At 69.1% G+C, this 21,365-nt stretch carries 17 protein-coding genes and 1 pseudogene; 10 read left to right on the top strand and 8 right to left on the bottom strand.

Annotation, left to right across the window (positions count from 1 at the left end):
- Genes ASC76_RS06510 through ASC76_RS06475 form a run of 8 tightly spaced genes read left to right on the top strand, consistent with a single transcriptional unit; the run spans position 1 to position 10,814 of the window.
- Complete coding sequence (locus ASC76_RS06510) at positions 1–690, top strand: class II aldolase/adducin family protein (RefSeq protein ID WP_056464129.1); 690 nt, start codon at positions 1–3, stop codon at positions 688–690.
- A gap of 19 nt (positions 691–709) precedes the next feature.
- Complete coding sequence (locus tag ASC76_RS06505) at positions 710–2,245, top strand: FGGY family carbohydrate kinase (RefSeq protein ID WP_056464127.1); 1,536 nt, start codon at positions 710–712, stop codon at positions 2,243–2,245.
- On the top strand, positions 2,242–3,789 hold the full coding sequence (locus ASC76_RS06500; protein ID WP_056464125.1) for an acetolactate synthase large subunit: 1,548 nt from the start codon (positions 2,242–2,244) through the stop codon (positions 3,787–3,789). The genes ASC76_RS06505 and ASC76_RS06500 overlap by 4 nt, the downstream gene beginning before the upstream one ends.
- Before the next feature lie 16 nt (positions 3,790–3,805).
- A complete protein-coding gene (locus tag ASC76_RS06495) occupies positions 3,806–6,070 on the top strand; it encodes a molybdopterin-dependent oxidoreductase (RefSeq protein ID WP_056464123.1) in 2,265 nt (754 codons plus the stop codon).
- Positions 6,067–7,497 (top strand): aldehyde dehydrogenase family protein, encoded by a 1,431-nt coding sequence (locus tag ASC76_RS06490; RefSeq protein ID WP_056464121.1) that lies wholly within the window; start codon positions 6,067–6,069, stop codon positions 7,495–7,497. Before ASC76_RS06495 ends, ASC76_RS06490 begins: the two co-directional genes overlap by 4 nt.
- Positions 7,497–8,909, top strand: coding sequence for an FAD-binding oxidoreductase (locus tag ASC76_RS06485; RefSeq protein WP_082548846.1), 1,413 nt, complete (start codon positions 7,497–7,499; stop codon positions 8,907–8,909). Before ASC76_RS06490 ends, ASC76_RS06485 begins: the two co-directional genes overlap by 1 nt.
- Positions 8,910–8,940: 31 nt before the next feature.
- Positions 8,941–10,098, top strand: a complete 1,158-nt coding sequence (locus ASC76_RS06480; RefSeq protein WP_056464119.1) for a CaiB/BaiF CoA-transferase family protein — start codon at positions 8,941–8,943, stop codon at positions 10,096–10,098.
- Positions 10,095–10,814, top strand: coding sequence for an enoyl-CoA hydratase/isomerase family protein (locus ASC76_RS06475; RefSeq protein WP_056464117.1), 720 nt, complete (start codon positions 10,095–10,097; stop codon positions 10,812–10,814). Before ASC76_RS06480 ends, ASC76_RS06475 begins: the two co-directional genes overlap by 4 nt.
- 968 nt (positions 10,815–11,782) lie before the next feature.
- On the opposite strand, the gene ASC76_RS06470 is transcribed toward ASC76_RS06475, so the two are convergent.
- Together ASC76_RS06470 and ASC76_RS06465 are read right to left on the bottom strand one after the other, a co-directional pair.
- A complete protein-coding gene (locus tag ASC76_RS06470; protein WP_056464115.1) occupies positions 11,783–12,109 on the bottom strand; it encodes a cytochrome c in 327 nt (108 codons plus the stop codon).
- Positions 12,109–13,371: a sorbosone dehydrogenase family protein gene (locus ASC76_RS06465; RefSeq protein WP_056464113.1), complete on the bottom strand. Its 1,263-nt coding sequence runs from the start codon at positions 13,369–13,371 to the stop codon at positions 12,109–12,111. Before ASC76_RS06465 ends, ASC76_RS06470 begins: the two co-directional genes overlap by 1 nt.
- Before the next feature lie 306 nt (positions 13,372–13,677).
- Between ASC76_RS06465 and ASC76_RS06460 the strand changes: the two genes are divergently transcribed.
- Positions 13,678–15,618, top strand: coding sequence for a sigma-54-dependent Fis family transcriptional regulator (locus ASC76_RS06460; RefSeq protein WP_056464111.1), 1,941 nt, complete (start codon positions 13,678–13,680; stop codon positions 15,616–15,618).
- A gap of 106 nt (positions 15,619–15,724) precedes the next feature.
- Here ASC76_RS06460 and ASC76_RS24335 read toward each other — a convergent pair.
- From ASC76_RS24335 to ASC76_RS06440, 5 genes and pseudogenes are all read right to left on the bottom strand, one after another.
- Positions 15,725–15,916, bottom strand: a pseudogene (locus ASC76_RS24335) (phosphatase PAP2 family protein); the annotation flags it as partial.
- A 41-nt stretch (positions 15,917–15,957) separates the two neighbouring features.
- On the bottom strand, positions 15,958–16,359 hold the full coding sequence (locus ASC76_RS25100; protein WP_157615365.1) for a hypothetical protein: 402 nt from the start codon (positions 16,357–16,359) through the stop codon (positions 15,958–15,960).
- A 279-nt stretch (positions 16,360–16,638) separates the two neighbouring features.
- On the bottom strand, positions 16,639–17,577 hold the full coding sequence (locus tag ASC76_RS06450; RefSeq protein ID WP_056464106.1) for an NAD(P)-dependent oxidoreductase: 939 nt from the start codon (positions 17,575–17,577) through the stop codon (positions 16,639–16,641).
- Positions 17,574–18,272, bottom strand: a complete 699-nt coding sequence (locus ASC76_RS06445) for an RraA family protein (RefSeq protein WP_056464103.1) — start codon at positions 18,270–18,272, stop codon at positions 17,574–17,576. Before ASC76_RS06445 ends, ASC76_RS06450 begins: the two co-directional genes overlap by 4 nt.
- Before the next feature lie 64 nt (positions 18,273–18,336).
- Positions 18,337–19,305, bottom strand: coding sequence for a tripartite tricarboxylate transporter substrate binding protein (locus ASC76_RS06440; RefSeq protein ID WP_056464101.1), 969 nt, complete (start codon positions 19,303–19,305; stop codon positions 18,337–18,339).
- Between the two features lie 129 nt (positions 19,306–19,434).
- Here ASC76_RS06440 and ASC76_RS06435 point away from each other — a divergent pair, with 129 nt between their 5' ends.
- Positions 19,435–20,352 (top strand): LysR family transcriptional regulator, encoded by a 918-nt coding sequence (locus ASC76_RS06435; protein ID WP_056464099.1) that lies wholly within the window; start codon positions 19,435–19,437, stop codon positions 20,350–20,352.
- 61 nt (positions 20,353–20,413) lie between these two features.
- On the opposite strand, the gene ASC76_RS06430 is transcribed toward ASC76_RS06435, so the two are convergent.
- A complete protein-coding gene (locus ASC76_RS06430) occupies positions 20,414–21,337 on the bottom strand; it encodes a LysR family transcriptional regulator (protein WP_056464097.1) in 924 nt (307 codons plus the stop codon).
- Positions 21,338–21,365 lie beyond the last annotated feature (28 nt).

Raw genomic sequence — 21,365 nt, 5'->3', positions numbered from 1 at the left:
ATGACCACCACCACCAATTCCACCGATCTCGCGATCCGCACCAGCATCGTCGAGGCGCTGCAGAGCATGGCGCGCCTGGGCATCAACAAGGGCACCTCGGGCAACATCAGCGTGCGCGGCGAAGCAGGCTTCTACGTCTCGCCCACCGGCATCGCCTACGCCGGCATGACGCCCGACCAGGTCGTCTTCATGAACTGGGACGGCACCTACGAGGGCGACATCCTGCCGTCGAGCGAATGGCGCTTCCACCGCGACATCCTGCAGGCCCGTGCCGACCTGAACGCCGTGGTCCACACCCACTCGACCAGCGCGACGGCGGTATCTATCCTCGAGCGCGACATCCCGGCGATCCACTACGTCGTCGCTTCGGCCGGCGGTAACAGCATCCGCTGCGCGAAGTACGAGACCTTCGGCACGGCCGAGCTCGGCGACGCGATCCTCGTCGCGATGAAGGACCGTCGCGGCTGCCTGCTCGCGCACCACGGCTCGGTGGCCGGTGGCGTCAACCTCGGCAAAGCGATGGCGCTGGCGGTCACGATCGAGGAGATGGCCGCGCTCTACCTCGCCTGCCTGCCGCTGGGCACGCCGCCGACGCTGTCGGACGAGGAAATGGTTCGCGTGCTCGAGAAGTTCAAGACCTACGGCCAGCAGACGCCGGGTGTGCAGCAGAAGCTGAAGCAGGCGGTGTGAGCGTTCGCCTGGGCACAACGTGGCCGACCTGATCTTCTGCCTCGACGCCGGCACCACGGCGGTCAAGGCCGCGGCCTTCACGCTCGATGGCGAACTGGTCGCGCTGCACGAGATGCCGAACGGTGCGCTGCGCCGCGACGGCGTGCGCGCCGAGCAGGACATGGCGGTCACGCGCGACGAGGCCTGGCAGACGCTGCGCGCCTGCACCGAGCGCGCGCGCGGCCGCGGCCAGCCGCGCGGGCTGATCGTCACCGGGCAGGGCGAGGGCGTGTGGCCGCTCGACGCGCAGGGCCAGCCGCTCGGCCTGGCCTCGACCTGGCTCGACGGTCGCGCCGGCGCGCTGCTCGCCGAGCTGGAGGCCGCCGGCACGCTGGCCGCGATCGCCGAGATCACCGGCACGCAGCCAACACTCGCCTCGCCATCGATCCAGCTGCTCTGGCTGCAGCGCCACGACCCGCAGCGCTACGCCCGCATCGCGCACGTGCTGCGCGCGAAGGAGTGGCTGTTCCACGGGCTGACCGGCAAGTTCGGCTGCGAGCCATCGACCGCGATGCTGACCTGGGGCGACTGGCGCCGCCAATGCGTGGCCGACGAGATCCCGCGCCTGCTCGGCCTGCAGGGGCTGCGCGAACGCCTGCCCGCGCTCGCGACCATCGCCGACAGCCCGCGCCCGCTGACCGCCGCGGCCGCCACCGCGCTCGGCCTGCCGACCGGCCTGCCGGTGATGCTCGGGCCGAGCGACGTGCAGGCCACCGCGATCGGCGTCGGCGTCGGCGTGCTCGACGGCGTGAACCGCGCGTCGATCTTCGGCACCAGCGCGATCCACGTCGGCCATTTCGCGAGCGCCGCGGCGCTGCCGGCACGCCCGCGCGGCGCGATGCTGCAGGCCTCGATCGTGCCTGGCGCGTACTTCTGCATCCATGCCGGCTTCAACGGCACGACCACGCTGCGCCACATGCGCGCGCTGCTCGGCCAGCCGGCGGCACCGAGCGCGTCGGTGTGCGCGCCGTCGGGCGTGGTGCTGCACCCGTTCTTCGAGCCGGGCGGCGAGCGCGCGCCGCTGACCGACCCGAACGCGCGCGCCAGCCTGATCGGCCTGTGCGCCGCGACCGATGCGGCCGAGCTCGCCTGGGCGGCGCGCGAGGCGCTCGCGTTCAACGCCCGCCTCAGCCATGACAGCCTGGGCGACGACGGCGGGGCGGTCGCGTTCGGCGGCGGGCTCGCGCACGACGACACCTTCGCCGCGCTGCTCGCCACCGTGCTCGGCCGTCGGGTGCTGCGGCCGGCCTCGCCGCACGCCGGGCTGGTCGGCATCGGGCTGATTGCCGGTCACCACCTCGGTGGTGTGGCGATGCGCGAGCTCGGCGCACGCTGGCTCGCCGGCGACAGCAGGATCGATGCCCCGACACCCGGCGCGCACGCCCGCTTCCTCGACCGCAAGTTCGACCTCTACAAGCGCCTGATCGATGTGCTCGGACCGATGTGGCCCGAGCTGGTCGCGCTCCAGCAGCAAGCCCGCGAACTCGCCGGCGACTCACCAGGACACACCCCATGAACGGCGCGGATCTGCTCTGCGAGACCCTGCTGGCGAACGGCGTTGACGTCTGCTTCGCCAACCCCGGCACCTCCGAGATGCATTTCGTCGCGGCGCTCGACCGCAACCCGCGCATCCGCTGCGTGCTCGGCCTGTTCGAGGGGGTCGTGACCGGCGCGGCCGACGGCTACGCGCGCATGGCCGACAAGCCGGCCGCGACGCTGCTGCACCTCGGCCCCGGCCTCGCGAACGGCCTGGCGAACCTGCACAACGCGCGGCGCGCGTTCTCGCCAGTCGTCAACATCGTCGGCGAACACCCGGCCGAGCACCTGCCGTACGACGCGCCGCTGACCAGCGACATCGAGTCGCTCGCGCGGCCGATGTCGAACTGGGTGCAGCGCACCGCCTCGGCCGACGAAGTGGGCCGCGACACCGCCGCCGCGATCGGCGCGGCGATGGCCTGGCCGCACCAGATCGCGACGCTGATCCTGCCCGCCGATGCCGCGTGGGACGAGACCGCGAGCGCCGCCGTCGAGGTGCCGCTCGCGGCGCCGCGCGCGCCCGATCCGGCGCAGATCACGCTCGCCGCGCGCGCGCTGCGCAGCGGCCGAAGCACCACGATCCTCTTGTCCGGCCACGCGCTGCGCGGGCCGGCGCTCGAACTCGCGAGCCGCATCGCGCGCCACAGCGCCGCGCGGCTGATGGCCCAGCAATCGAACGCGCGCATGGAGCGCGGCGCCGGCCGCGTGCCGATCGACCGCGTGCCGTACAACGTCGACCAGGCGCTCGCCACCTTCGCGCAGACCGAGCAGGTGATCCTGGTCGGTGCCAAGGCGCCGGTCGCGTTCTTCCTGTTCCCGGACAAGCCGAGCAGCATGCTGCCGGCCGACTGCGAGGTGATCGAGATGGCGGGGCGCGATGTCGACCTCGGCGCCGCGCTGCAGGCGCTCGCCGACGAACTCGGCATCGGCCGTGACGTGTTCCCCGAGCTCGCCGCGCGGGCCGACGCCGCGCTGCCCACCGGCCGGCTCACGCCGGACGCGATCGCGCAGGCCCTGACCGCGCTGATGCCGGAGCACGCGATCGTCGTCGACGAATCGGTCTCGTCGGGCCGCAACTTCTTCAAGCCGACCTACGGCGCGCGGCCGCACGATTTCCTGCAGCTGACCGGCGGCGCGATCGGCATCGGCATCCCGCTGGCCACCGGCGCGGCCGTGGCCTGCCCGCAGCGCAAGGTCGTCACGCTGCAGGCCGACGGCAGCGGCATGTACACGGTGCAGGCGCTGTGGACGCAGGCGCGCGAGCGGCTCGACGTGGTGACCATCGTGTTCGCGAACAGCCGCTACGCGATCCTGCACAACGAACTGAAGAACGTCGGCGCCGGCGAGCCGGGCCGCAACGCGCGCCGCATGCTCGACCTGGACGACCCGGCGCTCGACTGGGTGCACCTCGCCAAGGGCATGGGCGTGGAGGCGGCACGCGCTGACAGCGCCGAGGCCTTCGTCGACCTGCTGAAGCGCGCGTTCGCGAGCCGCGGCCCGTTCCTGATCGAGGCCGTGATCTGAGCGAGGAGACACCGCCATGAGCATCCAGCGATTCAGCCACTGCAGCCACTGGGGCGCGTACACCTTGCTGGTTGAGGACGGCCGCGTGATCGGCGCCGAGCCCTTCGCCGGCGACCCGGCGCCGTCGCCCATCATCCACTCGGTGCGGCACTGGGCCGACCCGACCTACCGCATCGCGCAGCCGATGGTGCGCGAGTCGTGGCTCAGGCACCGCGGCCCGGGGCCGCGCGCGCCCGGCGACAAATTCGTGCCGGTCGGCTGGGACGAGGCCGCGAAGCTCGTCGCCGGCGAGATCGACCGCGTGCGCACCAAGCACGGCAACGGCTCGATCTTCGCGGGCTCGTACGGCTGGACGAGCTGCGGGCGCTTCCACCACGCGTCCTCGCAGCTGAAGCGAATGATGAACCTCGTCGGCGGTTACACCGGCCATGTCGACACCTACAGCATCGCTGCCGGCCCGGTGATCCTTCGCCACACGCTCGGCGACGCCGAGGCCTGCGGCGGCGGCGCGAACACGCTCGATTCCGTGGCCGAGCATGCCGAGACGGTGATCGTGTTCGGCGCGCTCTCGCCGCGCACCGCGCAGAGCGAGGCCGGCGGCATCGCGCGCCACACGCTCGAGCAGAATCTGCGCACGATGGTCGCGCGCGGCGTGCGCGTGGTGCTGGTCTCGCCGGTGCGCGACGACATCCCCGACTGGGTGCCGGCCGAGTGGTGGCCGGTGCGCCCGAACACCGACACCGCGCTGATGCTCGGCCTGGCCGGCGAGATCGTCGCCGCCGGCCACCACGACCGCGATTTCCTCGCGCGCTGCTGCAGCGGCGGCGAGGAGTTGATCGGCTACCTGAACGGCGCGCAGGACGGCGTCGTGAAGAACGCCGCCTGGGCCGCCGCGATCTGCGAGATCGACGCCGAACGCATCCGCGAGCTGGCGCGCCGCGTCGTCGCGACGCGCACGATGATCACGGTCAGCTGGAGCCTGCAGCGCGCCGACCACGGCGAGCAGCCGTTCTGGGCCGCGCTCGGCCTGGCCTCGGCGATCGGCCAGATCGGGCTGCCGGGCGGCGGGGTCGGCTTCGGCTACGCCTCGCTCGGCGGCGTGGGCGCGCCGATGGCGGTCTCGCGCTCGCCGTCGCTGCCGCAGGGCCGCAACCCGACTGCCGATTTCATCCCGGTGGCGCGCATCTCCGACCTGCTGCTGAACCCGGGGCAGACCTTCACCTACGAAGGCCAGACCCGCACCTACCCCGACACCCGCCTCGTGCTGTGGGCCGGCGGCAACCCCTTCCACCACCACCAGGACCTGAACCGGCTGCGCCGCGCGTGGGCGCGCCCCGAGACCATCGTCGTGCAGGACCCGGTCTGGACCGCGACCGCCCGGCGCGCCGACATCGTGCTGCCCGCGACCAGCTCGATCGAGCGCAACGACATCTCCGGCAACAAGCGCTCCGACCACCTGATCGCGATGCAGCAGGCGATCGCGCCGCTCGGCCTGGCGCGCAACGACTACGACATCTTCCGCCACATCGCCGACGAGCTGGGCGTCGAGCCCGCGTTCAGCGAGGGTCGCGACGAGATGGCGTGGATCCGCCTGATGTACGACCTGACGCGCGAGGACGCCGAGCGCCGGCTCAAGCACCCGATGCCCGCGTTCGAAGCTTTCTGGGCGGAGGGCGCGGCGCGCGTGCCGACGCGCTCGAACCATGTCTTCCTCGACCGCTTCCGCGCCGACCCGGCCGCGCACCCGCTGGCCACCGAGAGCGGCCGCATCGTGCTCTACAGCCGCGAGCTGGAAGGCCTGCAGCTGGCCGACTGCCCGCCGCACCCGGCGTGGCTGGAGCCGGCCGAGTGGCTGGGCCGCGCCGCGCCAGACCAGCTGCACCTGATGTCGCGTCAGCCTCAGGGCAAGCTGCACAGCCAGCTCGACGACGCGCCGGCCGCGCAGGCCAGCAAGCGCGACGGCCGCGAGCAGGTCTGGCTCAACCCGGCCGATGCGCGCCGCTTCGGCATCGAGGACGGCGCCGTCGTGCGCCTGTTCAACGCGCGCGGCCAGTGCCTGGCGAGCGCCTGCGTCGTCGACACCGTGCGCCCCGGCGTCGCGGTGCTGCCGACCGGCGCCTGGTACGACCCGGCCGACGAAGGCGAGAACCCGCTCGAGCGCTCCGGCAACCCCAACGTGCTCACGCTGGACAAGGGCACGTCGCACTTCGGCCAGGGCTGCTCGGCGCACACCTGCCTCGTCTCGATCGAGACCCACCGACTTCAGGAGACCACCGCATGACCGACCATTCGCTCCAGTTCTACATCGATGGCGCGTGGCGCGCGCCGCACGGCACGACCCGGGTCGATGTGATCGACCCGTCGACCGAGCAGCCGTTCGCATCCATCGCCATGGGCTCGGCGCAGGACGTGGACGACGCCGTCGCCGCCGCGCGCCGCGCGTTCGCGAGCTTCGGCATGTCGACGCGCGAGGAGCGCGTCGCGCTGCTCGAACGCGTGATCGCGGTCTACGAGCGGCGCCAGGGCGAGCTGGCCGAAGCGATCTCGCGCGAGATGGGCGCACCGCTCGCACTGGCGCGCCAGGCGCACGCGGCGGCGGGGCTGGCACACCTGCGCGAGGCGCTGTCGGTGCTGCGGGAGCATGCGTTCGACGAGGTCGTCAACAAGACCCGCGTGGTGCGCGAGCCGGTCGGCGTGTGCGCGCTGATCACGCCGTGGAACTGGCCGATGAACCAGGTCGGCTGCAAGGTCGCGGCCGCACTCGCGGCCGGCTGCACGATGGTGCTCAAGCCCAGCGAGATGTCGCCGATCTCGGCGCTGATCTTCGCCGAGATCCTCGACGAGGCGGGCGTGCCGCCGGGCGTGTTCAACCTCGTCAACGGCGACGGCGCGGTGGTCGGCACGCGCATGGCCAGCCACCCGGACGTGGACATGGTCTCGTTCACCGGCTCCACGCGCGCCGGCGTGCTGGTCGCGAAGGCCGCGGCCGACAGCGTCAAGCGCGTGCACCAGGAACTGGGCGGCAAGTCGCCCAACATCATCCTCGGCGACGCCGATTTCAAGCGTGCGGTCACGCACGGCGTGCGCGCCTGCTTCAACAACAGCGGCCAGTCGTGCAACGCGCCGACCCGCCTGCTGGTGCCCAAGGATCGGCATGCCGAGGCCGTGGCGATCGCGCGCGAGGTCGCGGCGCAGGTCGTGGTTGGCGACCCGCGCACCGAGGGCACCGTGCTCGGCCCGGTGATCAGCGCGGCTCAGTTCGCCAAGATCCAGGGGCTGATCCAGCAAGGCATTGACGAGAGCGCCGAGCTGGTCGCGGGCGGCACCGGCCGGCCCGAGGGGCTGGGCACCGGCTACTACGTCAAGCCGACGATCTTCGCCGGCGTGCGCAACGAAATGACGATCGCGCGCGAGGAGGTATTCGGCCCGGTGCTGGCGATCCTGCCCTACACCGACGAGGACGACGCGGTCGCGATCGCCAATGACACGGTCTACGGGCTGTCCAGCTATGTGAGTTCGGGCGACCTAGACCACGCCCGCCGCGTCGCGCGGCGGCTGCGCGCGGGCATGGTCCACATCAACGGCGCGGGCGTGGACCGGGCCGCGGCGTTCGGCGGCTACAAGCAATCAGGCAACGGCCGCGAGTGGGGGCGCTTCGGCATCGAGGACTTCCTCGAGATCAAGTCGATGTTCGGGCACGAGGCCTGATGGACGCGGCCACGGCGGTCGCGTTCGAGCGGCCCGACGCTCCAGCGCTGCAGGCGGTGTTGCGCGGCCTGGCCGAGCTGCTCGGCCCGCGTGCCGTCACCGGCCAGGCGCTGCGCGAGCAGCACAGCCACGGCGAGGGGCTGCCGGCCTGCGGCATGCCTGACGTGGTCGTGTTCCCGAACGGCAACGACGAGGTCGCGGCCATCCTCAGGCTGTGTCACGCGCACGGCGTGCCGGTGGTGCCGTACGGCGCGGGCTCGTCGCTCGAAGGGCAGTTGGCGGCGCTGCACGGCGGCGTCTCGCTCGACCTGTCGCGGCTCGACCAGGTGCTGTCGGTCTCGGCCGAATCGATGGACTGCCGCGTGCAGGCGGGCGTCACGCGCGAGGCGCTGAACGCGGCGGTGCGCGACACCGGGCTGTTCTTCACCGTCGACCCCGGCGCCAACGCCACGCTCGGCGGCATGGCGGCGACGCGCGCGTCCGGCACCAACACCGTCCGCTACGGCACGATGCGCGAGAACGTGCTCGGCCTGACCGTGGTCACGCCCGACGGGCAGGTGATCCACACCGGCGGGCGCGCGCGCAAATCCTCGGCCGGGCTGGACCTGACGCACCTCTACATCGGCAGCGAGGGCACGCTCGGCGTGATCACCGAGATCCAGGTGCGGCTGCACCCGGTGCCCGAGTCCATCGTCGCGGCCGTCTGCCAGTTCGCGGACCTGGACGGCGCGATCGGCGCGGCCGTCGCGGCCATGCAGTCGGGGCTGCGCGTCGCGCGCATCGAGCTGCTCGACGAGGTGCGGATGCGCGCCTGCATCGCCTACTCCAAGCTCGACTACGCCGAGAAGCCGACGCTGTTCCTGGAGTTCCACGGCAGCCTCGCCGGCGCGGCCGAGGACGCCGAGGCGATGCAGGCGATCGCGGCCGAGTTCGGCGGCAGCCGCTTCGAGTTCGCGACGCGGCCCGAGGACCGCAACCGCCTCTGGAAGGCGCGCCACAACGCGTACCACGCGGCGATGGCGATGGCGCCGGGCAAGAAGAACATGGCGACCGACGTCTGCGTGCCGATCTCCGAACTGCCGGCCTGCCTGCTTGCGACGCAGGCCGACATCGCGGCCAGCGGGTTGCTCGCGCCGATCGTCGGCCACGTGGGCGACGGCAACTTCCACCTCGGCATCCTGCACGACCCGGCCGATGCCGACGAGTGCGCGCGCGCCGAGGCGCTGGCGTTCCGCGTCACGCGGCGCGCGATCGAGATGGGCGGCACCTGCAGCGGCGAGCACGGCATCGGGCTGCACAAGATCGTGCACCTGCGCACCGAGCACGGCGCGGCGGTCGAGGTGATGAAGACGATCAAGCGCGCGCTCGATCCGACTGGCATCATGAACCCCGGCAAGCTCTACCCCGCATGACGACAACGACGACGATGAACAAGGAATCCGAATGACCCCCCTGCCGCTCGAAGGCGTGCGTGTGATCGAGGTCTGCAACGTGGCCGCCGGCCCGTACTGCGGCATGCTGCTGGCCGACATGGGCGCCGACGTGGTCAAGGTCGAGCATCCCGAAGGCGGCGACACGCTGCGCAGCTGGCCGCCGCTGAACCAGGGCTACAGCGAGAACTTCGCCTCGCTGAACCGCAACAAGCGCTCGGTGACGCTGAACCTGAAGGATCCGGCCGACCGCGACCTGCTGCGCGCGCTGGTGCGCGAGGCCGATGTGCTTATCGAGAATAACCGGCCCGGCGTGATGGACCGGCTCGGCGTCGGCTACGCCGCGCTCGCGGCGATCCGGCCGGCGCTGGTGTTCTGCTCGATCTCGGCCTACGGCCAGACTGGCCCGCGCGCGCAGGAGGGCGGCTTCGACCTGACGATCCAGGCGATGAGCGGGATCATGAGCGTGACCGGCGAGGCCGGCCGGCCGCCGGTGAAGTGTGGCGTGCCGCTGGCCGATTTCTCGGCCGGCCTGTACGGCGCGTTCGCGATCGTTGCGGCGCTGCGCCAGGCCGAGGCGACCGGGCAGGGCGCCCACCTCGATGTGCCGATGCTCGGCGCCACGCTCGGCATCGCGGCCCTGCAGACCTCCGAATACTTCGGCAGCGGGCGCGATCCGCAGCCGCTCGGCTCCGCCCACCCGCGCAACGCGCCTTATCGGGTGTTCCGCAGCCGCGACGGCTACTTCGGCATGGCCGCGGGCAACAACGCGCTGTGGCGCTCGGTCTGCGAGGTTGTCGCCATGCCCGAACTGTTGGCCGATGATCGTTTCACGTCTCCGACGTTGCGCGCAAAGCACCAGGATGCGCTGCTCGAGATCCTGGAGGCCCGCTTCACGCAGGACGACACGGTCCTGTGGCTCCAGCGCTTCCAGGCCGCCGGTGTGCCGAGCGCACCGATCAACAGCTACTCCGAGGTACTGGTCGATCCACAGGTCGAGCACATGCAGTGGGTGCAGCCGCTGACGCTGCCGAACGGCGAGGTCACGCGCACGTTCGTCTCGCCGCTTCGCCTGTCCGGCGCGGGTCTGCCGTTGCGCAGCCCGCCACCGGCGCTCGGCGAGCACAACGCGGAACTCCTCGATCCGCTGCGCGCGGCGGTCACGTCGTGAGCGAGCTGCTGGTCGAGGCCGACGGCCCGGCCTGGATCTTCACGTTGAACCGGCCCGACAAGCGCAACGCGCTGTCGGCGTCGCTGGTCGAGGCGCTGCTCGACGGCGTGGCTCGTGCCGACGCGGCCGGCGCGGCGCTGCTGGTGTTCCGTGGTGCCGGCTCGAACTTCAGCGCCGGCTTCGATTTCACCGGCTTCGACGCGCAGAGCGAGGGTGACCTGCTGCTGCGCTTCGTGCGCATCGAGCTGCTGCTGAACGCGATTGAGGCGTCGCCGGCATTGACGCTTGCGCTCGCACACGGGCGCAATTTTGGTGCCGGCGTCGACCTGATCGGCGCATGCCGCAAACGCATTGCGAGTGCCGATGCGAGTTTTCGGATGCCGGGGCTGAAGTTTGGACTGGTGCTCGGCACGCGGCGCTTCGGGGCGATCGTCGGAGTAGCCCAGGCGCGGTCGATTCTGCAAGAAGCGCGCACGTTTAACGCCGCCGGGGCACTGACGATTGGCTTTGTCGAGGAGCTCCGCGAACTCCATGAGTGGGATCAGGCGGTCGCCGTTGCAGGTGGCGTTGCCAGCTCGATCGACAACGCGAGCCGCGCTTCACTGTTCGAGCGGTTGAGTCACAACGACGCGGACGCGGACCTTGCAGCGCTGGTGCGCTCCGCGGCGAGACCAGGGCTACGCGAACGAATCGCGACCTATCTCGGCCGCGCATGATCTCGCAAATCAAACCTTGCCTGCTGGGCGATTCAGAACTGAGTTCAAGGACGGTTTGGCATGTAACGACCCATCCCCGAGCACGCGAACTCTGGCTTCGCGAAATGCCAAGCGGTGGGGGCACATATTCGCTGAAAGCCTCTAGTGGACACGTCAAGAGCTCGCGGCGCGAGACCACATTGCGCTGAGGCAGTGCGTTCGCAACGACCGTTGACACTAAGACTGCGTTAGGAGCAATCGCGATCGCGGTACTTTTCGACGCGCAAAGGGTCTTGCGTGGCGCTCACCCTCTGGGAATCCGCGCCAAAAGCTGTGTCATCGCATCCGTAGAGGTCACTTGCACCGACTGACCGCACACGCCAGGAGCCCAGCCCGCGGTCTCTTGAAACGGCGTCCCGCACTCCTCTGTGCGCCGGCGTTCCAGTTGGCCACAAAGCCGTTTGGATCGAACATGTGGATCGCCTAGTCAGTAACACCCTGGACCAGCAGCCGGAACTGCTCTTCACTCTGGCGCAAGGACTCTTCGGCGTTGCGACCGGGATGCCGTCGACATACAGCCGCACGCCGCGGATGCCGAAGGTCGAGCGCGCGCCGAAGCCGCGCACCGAGATCTGCACGTCCTGCGCATAGTGCTGGCGGTCGCGCGCCAGCAGGCCCGGCACGGCGCCCAGGCTCTCCGAGATGTTGACCAGCGCGTGGGCGTTGTCACGTCGTCGCCGTCGATCCGGGTGATCGATGCCGGCACGTCGGCGGCGAGCGATTCGATGCGGGTGGCCGTCACCACCACCGGCGCGAGCTGCGGCTGAGTCATAGCAAATTGCGCATCGGCTTCGATTGCGCCGCATAGCGAGGCTATGACCGCACCGTTCAGCAGCACACTCTTCATCGACCTTCTTTCGAATGGATGACGCCACGCTTGCGTGGACGTCGGCTCATGAACGCGATAGCGTCAAGGTACAGGCGCCCGGTCAAGGGACCGGTTGGACCTGGACTTTCAGGGACGAATACCAGGCCGCCAGGTTGTCGATGTCCATGTCGCTGAGCGGCTTGGCCATCAACGTCATGACCTCGTGCTGGCGGCTGCCGCCTCGGTAGGCCTTGAGCTGGGCCGCGAGGTAGATCGCCGACTGGCCGGCGAGGTTCGGCGCATCGGGCAGGGTCGCCAACCCGAGCGGACCGTGGCAGACCGCGCAGGCCGCAGCCTTCTGACGACCCGCCGCCACGTCGCCATCGGCGGCGTGGGCGACGCAAGCGAGTCCGGCGAGCGCCAGCCCCGTGACGAGGCTGCGGATCATCACGGCCCGGTGTACGTGATGCGGTAGATCGCGCCGGCGTAGTCGTCCGACACGAACAGCGAGCCGTCCTTCGCGACCGCGACGTCAACCGGGCGTCCGCGATAGGTGCCGGTGGCCTCGTCGAGCCAGCCCTCGGCGAACACTTCGTTCTTGTCGGCCGTGCCATCTGCCTTCAGCGACGTGAACAGCAGCTGTGCGCCGACCGGCTTGGTGCGGTTCCACGACCCGTGCTGCGCAGAAAAGAACCCGTTCTGGTACTTGGCCGGGAACTGCTTGCCGGTGTAGAACGCCATGCCCAGGTCGGCCGCATGCGCGACGGTCATCACTTCGGGGTTGACGGTGTTAGCCGGCAGCGGGTCCTTGTCGTAGCCGTTCTCGGTGATGCGGGTCTTGCTCACGATGTACGGATAGCCGAAGAACTGGCCGGGCTTGGTCGCGCGATTGATCTCGCCCAGCGGGATGTCGTCTCCCATGCCGTCGGTCTGGTTGTCGGTGAACCAGAGCGTCTTGTCCTTCGGGTTGAAGTCCATGCCGACCGAGTTGCGCACGCCGGTGGCGTAGACCTCGCGGCCGGTGCCGTCCTGGTTCATGCGCACGATGCCGCCGATGCCCACCTTGGTGTAGAGCCCGAGCTTCTCGCGCGGCTGCACGTTGAAGGGCTGGCCGAGCGTGATGTAGAGCTTGTTGTCGGGGCCGATCCGGCAGACTCGCCCGCTGTGGTTGAACGACTCCTCTTCCGGAGGGATCAGCTGGCCCTGCGGCACCACCTCGCCCACCGCAACGTCAGCGCCCTCGTAGAAGAACTCCGCGGCTGGGAAGGTCAGCACTCGGTTGCTCTCGACGACGATCAGGAAGCCGTCCTTGGTCCAGCACACCGCGTTCGGGTTGCGGAACTTGAGCGACGGCGCGAACTCCTTGACCTCGGTCGCGGTGTCACCACTGTTGCGGTTGGTCACGGCCCAGACGTTGGTCTTGCGGGTGCCGACGAACATCATGTTCGTCGACGGTGCGACTGCGATCGAGCGCGCATCGGGCACCACGGCGTATAGATCGATCTTGAAGCCGGGCGGCAGCTTCACGCGCTTGAGGTTCTCGCGCAGCTGGTCGGCGTTCTTGCCGGTCTGCGACACGGTCGGGATCGTCGGGTCGGTCCCCGAGACCTTCATCTGCTTGAGCTTTTCGATGTTCTGCTGCTGGGCTTGTGCCGGCAGGGCCGCGCCCAGGGTCGCGAGGATGACGACGGCGGCTGCAGCCGCGGTCATTGCAAACCTGTCGAACGTTCGTGTGGTCAATTTAATCTCCTGAATGTTGTTGCATGCAAACCATTGCTGGCACGTGCACCTGCGCAATCGGCGTACCACGCAGGGCTTTCCCTAGGGGGCGCCCCTGCACCTACGGGGAACCTCCGTGCCTTCGTTTGGGCCCCGCCGTGCAGTTCCGGCACGCCCGTGCGTCCACTTGTCCAGAATCTGTGCAGTTGCTCAGACCCGATGCGCCTGTTAACTTTGACGCGCCATCGCCAGGAAAACGGACCGCCCTATCAATGGCGGCCAAGAGGAGATCACCCGATGACACCCGCCGACGAGCGCGTGCTGGCCCATGCCCGGGCCGTTCGAGCACGCGGATCTGCCCTTCCCCCCGGGGGCCTGCCACCCGTCGAGATCCTCGACAGCTGGGTGCGGTGCAGCCGCGCCAACCTCGACCTGGCCGCCCCGCCGGCGCCGGTGATCGTCGATGCCGACGATTTGGCCCGGCGCCGCCAGCGGCTGGATCCCGTGCGTCGGCTGGCGCTGGCCGAGATCGAGACGCTGATGCACCAGATCGCCGGCTCGAATTTCCTGCTGGCGTTTGCGGACCACGAAGGCGTGATCCTCGACCTGTACGCCGACAACCGGTTCCAGATGAACGGCTCGGACGCGGCCATTGTCGCGGGGAGCTGCTGGTCCGAAGCAGTGTGCGGCACCAATGGGCTCGGGACCGCGCTGGCAACCGGTCGCTCGGTCGCGGTCAACGGACTCGAGCACTACTTCTTCCAGCACGGCGACATCTCGTGCGCCGCTTCTCCCATCCGCGATGCACGAGGAGAGCTCGTTGGCGTTCTCGATGCGTCGTCGTACGTCGAGTCGCGCCAGCAGCACACCCAGGCGCTGGTGCAGATGGCCGCGACGCACGTGGAGAACCTGTTGCTTGCCGAGCAGATGCGAGGCCATCTCGTAATCGCGGTCCACCCCCGCCCAGAGTTTCTCGCGACGCTGAGCTGCGGGCTGATCGCGTTCGACGACGAGGGGCGAGTCAGCGCTGCCAATGCGCGCGCTCAGGGGGTGCTCAGCGGGCTCGTTCTTAATCGCGGCACACCGTTCGACGGCATCTTCGAAGAGACGTTCGAGCGTTTCGTCGCGCGTCTGGGTGTCGATTCTGAGATTCGGCTGCGCGACACGTTTGGCAGCACCCTGGTCGCGCGATGCGTGAACACCTCGCGTCGGTCCGGGACGTCGGCACATTCGAGCAACGCCGGTTTCCACCCTGAAGCGAGAGAAGACCATATTCCTGCGCCTCGCTCACGTCACAAAGACAGCGGGTTCCAGACGCGCCCGGCAGCGCCGTTACCACGCATGATCTGCGACGACTCAGTGGTCCAGTCGACATTGCGCATGGCCGAGGCCGCGGTGCGGCTGCAGGTGCCGATGCTGATCCTGGGCGAGACGGGCACCGGCAAGGAACTGCTGGCGCGACATGCCCACGTCAGCAGCGAGCGAAAGGGCGCGTTCGTCGCCGTGAACTGCGGGGCGCTGCCGGCCGAGCTGTTCGAGGCGGAACTGTTCGGATATGCCGCGGGCGCTTTCACGGGCGCGCGGCGCGAGGGAAGTCGCGGGCTGATTCACGCCGCCGACGGCGGTACGTTGCTGCTCGATGAAATCGGCGAATTGCCGCTCGCTTTGCAAGCCGCGCTGCTGCGGTTCCTGGATGACCGCCAGGTGCGGCCCGTCGGTGCAACCCATTCACGCCCGGTCGACGTGCAACTGCTCGCGGCGACCCATGCCGACCTGGAAGCGCAGATCGCCGCGCGGCGTTTTCGCGCTGACCTGTTCCATCGCCTGAGCATCGTGCGCCTCGAGCTTCCGCCGCTTCGAGAACGCAGCGATTTCGATACCGTGGCGCGCAGCATCCTGGCGGAAATCGACAGCTCGGCATGCATCGACGATGGGGGCCTTGCGCGGCTGCGACGCCATCGTTGGATCGGCAACATGCGCGAGTTGCGCGGCGTGCTGACCCGCGCGCTGCTTATGCACCCGACCGGACGACTGACGGCGACCGATGTGGAGTGCCTGTTGCCGACGGCAGGCCCGTCAGCTGTCTCCGTGCTCCAGCAGGGGGCCATGCAAAGGGTGCTCTCCGAATTCGAGCGGACCGGTCATAGCGTCAGCCACACATCGCGCAACCTGGACATCTCCCGCACCACGGTCTACCGCTATCTCCGTCAAGGCGGCGTGCCGCTGCGAAGCCGATGAACTCGTCGTGTCCTGAACCGTCGACCATTCCCCGCCGCAGTCGAGAGCACTCAAAAGCGCCGTTTGAAGCCCACCGTGGGGAAGCGCTGTCACCGTCCAGGCGGATTCACGCTCGTGCTGCCAGGGCCATCGCGGCGAGGATGTCCGTCTGCCAATGCGCCTGGGATTTCATCCTCGCCACGCCGACATACGCGGGTAGACCGGCCAACGCCCAGACCAGGGGCTGATCACGCCGGTATTCGGCGATGAAGGGCGTCACGATGGCCGTGATGTGCGCCACCTCGCCGCTCGGAAAGCTCCGGTGTGAGGAAGGACCGAACCAGTCGTTTGGGTGGTTGCCTACTCAGGGCGGGCACGCCGAAAGACGCGCGTTCGGATCTCGGCAGACAGATCGGCCAGCAACATCGAGTCTGCCGCCTTCCAGAATGTACTGCCGAGGCGGGTTTCACTGCCCTCCCAGATCGCGCCGGCAAGCTCGATCAGGACCGACGTCTGTACACCGCCTTGATCGAAGTTCAGAGCATGGTCGATGCCGAGGGCCACCCTGCGGCAAACGCCGATTACGCGCAGATGCAAGCAGCCACCGTCCAACATTCGATGAGTCTTCTGATCACGAGCCACCTCCTTGACGCGGGGTCTGATTCGAACCACTTCTCCAACGTCAAGTTGCGCCGCAGGCACGCTGTCGAAGCCCAGCCCATCAGACGCCGCGTCGGCGCCGTCTGGGTTGAGGCGGAGCAACAGAGAACAGACAGATGACGGCAGTTCATGGCCGACACCGGGTCTCCAACGAAGCGCCAGTAAGCTGACCTTAGCGACCAGCGACCCGTGACACGATGGTCAGCTTCCTGACACCGGCGTGGAACTCGGCTCCCGGCCAAACGCGGTCATGGACAAGCCGTTTCCGCATCCAAGAAGCGGTCACTCGATCGAACCGTGCACCAGGTGTTTAGCTACGCTGCTGCTCTGCACCCTAGCCCGTTGTCAACGAGCCAGCTCAGCACGTGCAGGGGAACCTTTTCATGCCTTGCCTTGCACTTGGGTGTCGAGCACCGCCAAGGCATTGCGCGCGGCGGCCACGCCCATCTTCACGTAGGCATCGGCCGTGACGCCGCCGATGTGCGGGCTGAGCACGAGACGCGGCTCGCTGTGGAACGGATGCGGGACCGGCATCGGTTCCACCGCGAAGCTGTCCAGCCCGGCACACGCGACCTGACCGGATCGCAGCGCGGCCAGCAGCGCAGCCTCGTCGATCAGCCCGCCGCGGGCCGTGTTGACCACGATCACGCCCGGCTTGCAGGCGGCCAGGGTTCGCGCATTGAGCAACTCCGCGTTGTCGGCGGTAAGTGGGCAGTGCAGCGAGATGACGTCGGCATCGCGCCAGATCGCTTCCAGCTCGCAGCGCTGGATGTAAGCCGGCAGATTCTGGGCGAACGGATCGAAGCCGAGCACGCGCATCCCCAGCGCGTCGGCCACCTTCGCGAAGCGCTGGCCGATCGCGCCCAGGCCGATCACGCCGACGGTGCGGCCCTCCAGTTCCACGCTCTTGTGGGTCGCCTTGTCCCAGTGACCCGCGTGCATCCGTTCATTGAGCGGGACCACCGCCTTGGCGCAGACCAGCAACAGGGCCAGCGCCTGCTCGGCCACGGCCGCGGCGTTGGCGCCCACGGCGGCCACGACCTGGATGCCGCGCGCGCCGGCGGCCACCTTATCGATGGTGTCGGTGCCGCTGCCGTGCTTGGAGATGACCTTCAGGCTGGGCGCGGCGTCCATCGCCGCGGCGCCGACCTTGCTGTAGCGCACGATGATCGCCACCGGATCATGGCGCCGGCACAGCGCGACGATGTCGTCTTCGCTGGGCGCCTTGCCGGCATAGACCACGTCGTAGTCGGTGAGCAGCGCCAGGGCCTGGGGCGCCAGGTCCGCGCCGGTGACCAGGAACACCGGCCGGCCACTCACAGCGTCTCTCCGTCCTTGATGACGCCGGCGGCGCGCAGCGCGCCATCCAGCCACGCCGGGCGCAGGGCCTTGCGGCTCCGGATGTCGGCGATGCGCTTCGTCTCTGCCGCCACCTTCTCGGCGGCCAGCGGCAGCATCGCGGCGGCCTTGTCCCGCTCGATCACGGTGACGCCGTCGGCATCGCCGACCACCAGGTCGCCGGGCCGCACACTGACGCCACCGATCGAGATTGGGTGGTTCAGGCGACCGGACACGGATTTGGTCGGGCCGTTCGGGTTGAGGCCCGCGGCGTACATCGGGAAGCCGAGTTCGCGGATGGCTTCGCTGTCGCGCACAGCGCCGTCGATGACCACGCCGACGATGCCCAGCGCGATGCACTGCTGCGACATGATCTCGCCCATCAGCGCGCTGCTCAGATCGCCCTTGCCGTCGATCACCAGCACGTCCCCGGGCTGGGCGACAGCCATCGCCGCGTGGATCATCAGGTTGTCACCCGGCCGAACCTCGACCGTGATGGCCGGCCCGGCAAAGCGCATCGAGGGCGCCAGCGGCGCGATCCGGCCGCTCAGCGCGCCGCGGCGACCGGCGACGTCGGCCAGGATCGACGACGGGAACCGGGCGGCCTCGGCGACGGTGGCGGCGTCGACACGCTGCACTTCACGGATCACATCGGGCAATGCGGCGGCTTGAGTCATGGGAATCTCCTGCGGGTGGGGTGGCGTGCGCGCTCGGCGCGCAACAGGGCGTCAGAGCGGGTCGTCAGTCGAGACGGACGCCGGATTCCTTGACTGTCTTGCCCCAACGCACGATGTCGTCGCGGATCAGGTCGGCGAACTGCTCGGGCGTCCCGCCCAGCGGCGTGGCGCCTTCATCCGCCAGGCGCTTGCGCAGGTCAGGCTGCTGCAGCGCCTTGTTGAACTCGGTGTTGAGTCGCGTCACGATGTCCTTCGGCGTCCCGGCCGGCGCCAGGAAGCCGAACCAGGTGACGGCGTCGAATCCCTTGTAGCCGCTTTCGCCGACGGTCGGCGTCTGCGGCAGGTCGTCGACCCGCTTCGCGGAGGTGACGGCCAACGGGCGCAGCTTGCCGGTGCGAACCTGCTGCAACACCGACGGCACCGAGGACACGTAGATCTGCACCTGGCCGCTGATCACGTCGGTCAGCGCCTGGTTCGCACCCTTGTACGGCACATGCTGGAACTTGACGCCGGCGGTCTTCTGGAACAGCTCGCCGGTCAGGTGCGCGACCGTGCCGTTGCCGGGCGACGCGAAGTTCACCTCGCCGGGCTTGGCCTTGGCGGCGGCGACCAGATCGGCCACGGTCTTGAACGCCGACTGAGCCGGCACCACGATGATCAACGGCGCACTGGCCACCAGGCCGATCGGTGCCAGGTCCTTCTGCGGGTTGTAGGGCAGCTTGGTGTAGAGCGTCGGGTTGATCGCGAGGTTGCTGGTCTGGCCCAGGACGAGGGTGTAGCCGTCCGCGGGCGACTTCGCGGCCGCATCGATGCCCAGGTTGCCGCCGGCGCCCGGCTTGTTGTCGATGACGAAGGTCCACCCCGTGGAGGCCGACACCTTCTGCGTGACCTCGCGCGCAATGATGTCGGTGCCGCCGCCCGGCGGGAATGGGACCAGCACGCGGATCGCCTTGGCCGGATAGGACTGCGCGAGCGCGCCGGTGCTGATGAGGGCGGCGGCAAGCGCCAGGAGGGTGCGTCGAGTCGGGTGCATGCGGTGCTGTCTCCGTCGGTGGGCTCGCTGCGAACTGCAGCCGTCCCGTTGATCTGGCTGGAGTATTGGCGCCGGCATCTATACAGTCCAATCGATTGTTTCTTCTGATTCATTCACAGGACTTTTGCAATGGACCTGCGTGACCTGCGTTACTTCGAGACCATCGCCGAGCTGGAGCACATCGGGCGCGCGACCGAACGCCTCCACCGCACTCAACCGGCGCTCACTAGCAGCGTGCGAAGGCTCGAACAGGCCTGCGGCGCGCCGCTGCTCGAGAAGGCCGGCCGAGGGATCCGCCTGACGCCGGCGGGGCGGGTCCTGCTCAAGTGGGCCCAGCGGGTGCGCTTCGACGTGGAGGACGCCCGGCGCGAGATCGGCGAGATCGGTCGCGGGCTGTCCGGGCACATCCGCGTCGGCATCGTCCCTACCGCCGCCCAGTTCATCCTGCCGCCCGCGGCGCGGCAACTGATGACCACCGCGCCCGACGTGACGCTGCGAACGGTCGTCGCGCTGATCGACACGCTCAAGCCGATGTTGCGCAAGGGCGAACTGGACCTGATGGTCGGCACCGAGAGCGCCGCGGAGGCCGGCTTCGCATCCCAACGCCTCGCCGAAGACCACATCGTGGTGGCGGCCAGTGTGACGCACCCGCTCTTCGGCGGCCAGCCGATGCTGCGCGACCTCACGGATTACCGCTGGGTGCTGCAGCCGCCCGGCGCGCCTACACGGGACTGGCTCGACCACACCTTCGATCGCAAGCGCTTGCCGCGGCCGCGTGTCCAGGTCGAGAGCACGATGCTGCTGACGCTGCCGGCGCTGATTGCTGAGACGGGGTTGTTGAGCTTCATCTCGCGGCACCACCTGGATCCATCGGACGCTCGATCGCCGCTCAGGGAGGTGCCGCTGAAGGAGACGACGATGCGGCGGCGCATGGTGGTGACCTACCGCGAGAGCGCGTACTTGTTGCCGGCGGCGCGATTGCTGATCTCGTTTCTGAAGGATGCCGGACGAGTGGCGGCCAAGGGCGCTCATCCTGCCGGTGACTGACTATTGATCGCGAACTTGCAGTGTCACTCGTCGCCCTCGAAGAGCTGCCAGGCCCTGCGCATCAGCGGGGCAATGCCGTAGCAGGCAGCCCAAGGCTGCGCACCCTTAGCGCCTCGATCACCAGCGCCAGGGCCGGCGCAATCTGGCGCCTGTTGGCGTGGTACAGGTGGTAGCCTGGAAACTTCGGCCACCAATCTTCCAGCACCGGCACGAGCCGCCCGGCATCGATATGCGGCTGCACGACGTCGAAAGGCACGTAGGCGAAACCCATGCCGTCGAGTGCCGCCTGCAGCATGAGAGTGGTGCTGTTGAACACGGTCTGGCCATCAACCTTCACGTTGACGGCCTTCTTGCCTTTCTGGAAGTCCCATGCGTACAGGTTGCCGCGGGTCGGCAGCCGAAGGTTCACACATTGGTGCGCGGTCAGGTCGGCGGGCCGCTTCGGTATCGGCCTGCCTGCCAGATAGGCGGGCGACGCGGCCACCGCCATGCGCATGTCCGGCGCAATGCGCACCGCCACCATGTCCTTGTCGACTCGGTCGCCTACACGCACGCCCGCATCAAAGCGCTGCGACGCGATGTCGGTAAAGGCGTAGTCGACGCTGAATTCGATCCGGATGTCCGGGTACTGCCGAAGCAAGGGCAGCAACCGAGGCCACAGCACGGCGCTGATCGCGTGGTCATGCGCTGTGATGCGCACGGTGCCGGCGGGCTTGTCGCGCATCGCGCTGAGCTGGCCGAGTTCGGCTTCGATCTCCTGCAGGCGCGGCGCGACCGTCTCAAGCAAGCGCGCGCCGGCTTCGGTGGTGGAAACGCTGCGAGTGGTCCGGGTGAGCAGGCGCACCCCCAGGCGCGCTTCGAGCGCCAGCATCGCGTGGCTCAGGGCCGAGCGCGACATGCCCATCTGCGCGGCCGCGCGGGTGAAGCTGCGCTCGCGCGCCACCACCACGAAGGCTTGCAGGTCGTTCAGGTTCTCTTTGGCCATTGGTGAATTAGTTGCACATGTGCTTGCG

The sequence above is a fragment of the Rhizobacter sp. Root404 genome (genome assembly GCF_001425865.1).
Taxonomy (GTDB): domain Bacteria; phylum Pseudomonadota; class Gammaproteobacteria; order Burkholderiales; family Burkholderiaceae_C; genus LMDS01.
Note: the sequence above shows the minus strand (reverse complement) of the source record. Positions and strands in the feature narration are given on the sequence as shown.

Coding starts and splice junctions, on each gene's coding strand:
- ASC76_RS06510 (WP_056464129.1), top strand. CDS start 1: ATGACCACCACCACCAATTCCACCGATCTCGCGATCCGCACCAGCATC.
- ASC76_RS06500 (WP_056464125.1), top strand. CDS start 2,242: ATGAACGGCGCGGATCTGCTCTGCGAGACCCTGCTGGCGAACGGCGTT.
- ASC76_RS06495 (WP_056464123.1), top strand. CDS start 3,806: ATGAGCATCCAGCGATTCAGCCACTGCAGCCACTGGGGCGCGTACACC.
- ASC76_RS06490 (WP_056464121.1), top strand. CDS start 6,067: ATGACCGACCATTCGCTCCAGTTCTACATCGATGGCGCGTGGCGCGCG.
- ASC76_RS06485 (WP_082548846.1), top strand. CDS start 7,497: ATGGACGCGGCCACGGCGGTCGCGTTCGAGCGGCCCGACGCTCCAGCG.
- ASC76_RS06480 (WP_056464119.1), top strand. CDS start 8,941: ATGACCCCCCTGCCGCTCGAAGGCGTGCGTGTGATCGAGGTCTGCAAC.
- ASC76_RS06470 (WP_056464115.1), bottom strand. CDS start 12,109: ATGATCCGCAGCCTCGTCACGGGGCTGGCGCTCGCCGGACTCGCTTGC.
- ASC76_RS06465 (WP_056464113.1), bottom strand. CDS start 13,371: ATGACCGCGGCTGCAGCCGCCGTCGTCATCCTCGCGACCCTGGGCGCG.
- ASC76_RS06460 (WP_056464111.1), top strand. CDS start 13,678: ATGACACCCGCCGACGAGCGCGTGCTGGCCCATGCCCGGGCCGTTCGA.
- ASC76_RS06445 (WP_056464103.1), bottom strand. CDS start 18,272: ATGACTCAAGCCGCCGCATTGCCCGATGTGATCCGTGAAGTGCAGCGT.
- ASC76_RS06440 (WP_056464101.1), bottom strand. CDS start 19,305: ATGCACCCGACTCGACGCACCCTCCTGGCGCTTGCCGCCGCCCTCATC.
- ASC76_RS06435 (WP_056464099.1), top strand. CDS start 19,435: ATGGACCTGCGTGACCTGCGTTACTTCGAGACCATCGCCGAGCTGGAG.
- ASC76_RS06430 (WP_056464097.1), bottom strand. CDS start 21,337: ATGGCCAAAGAGAACCTGAACGACCTGCAAGCCTTCGTGGTGGTGGCG.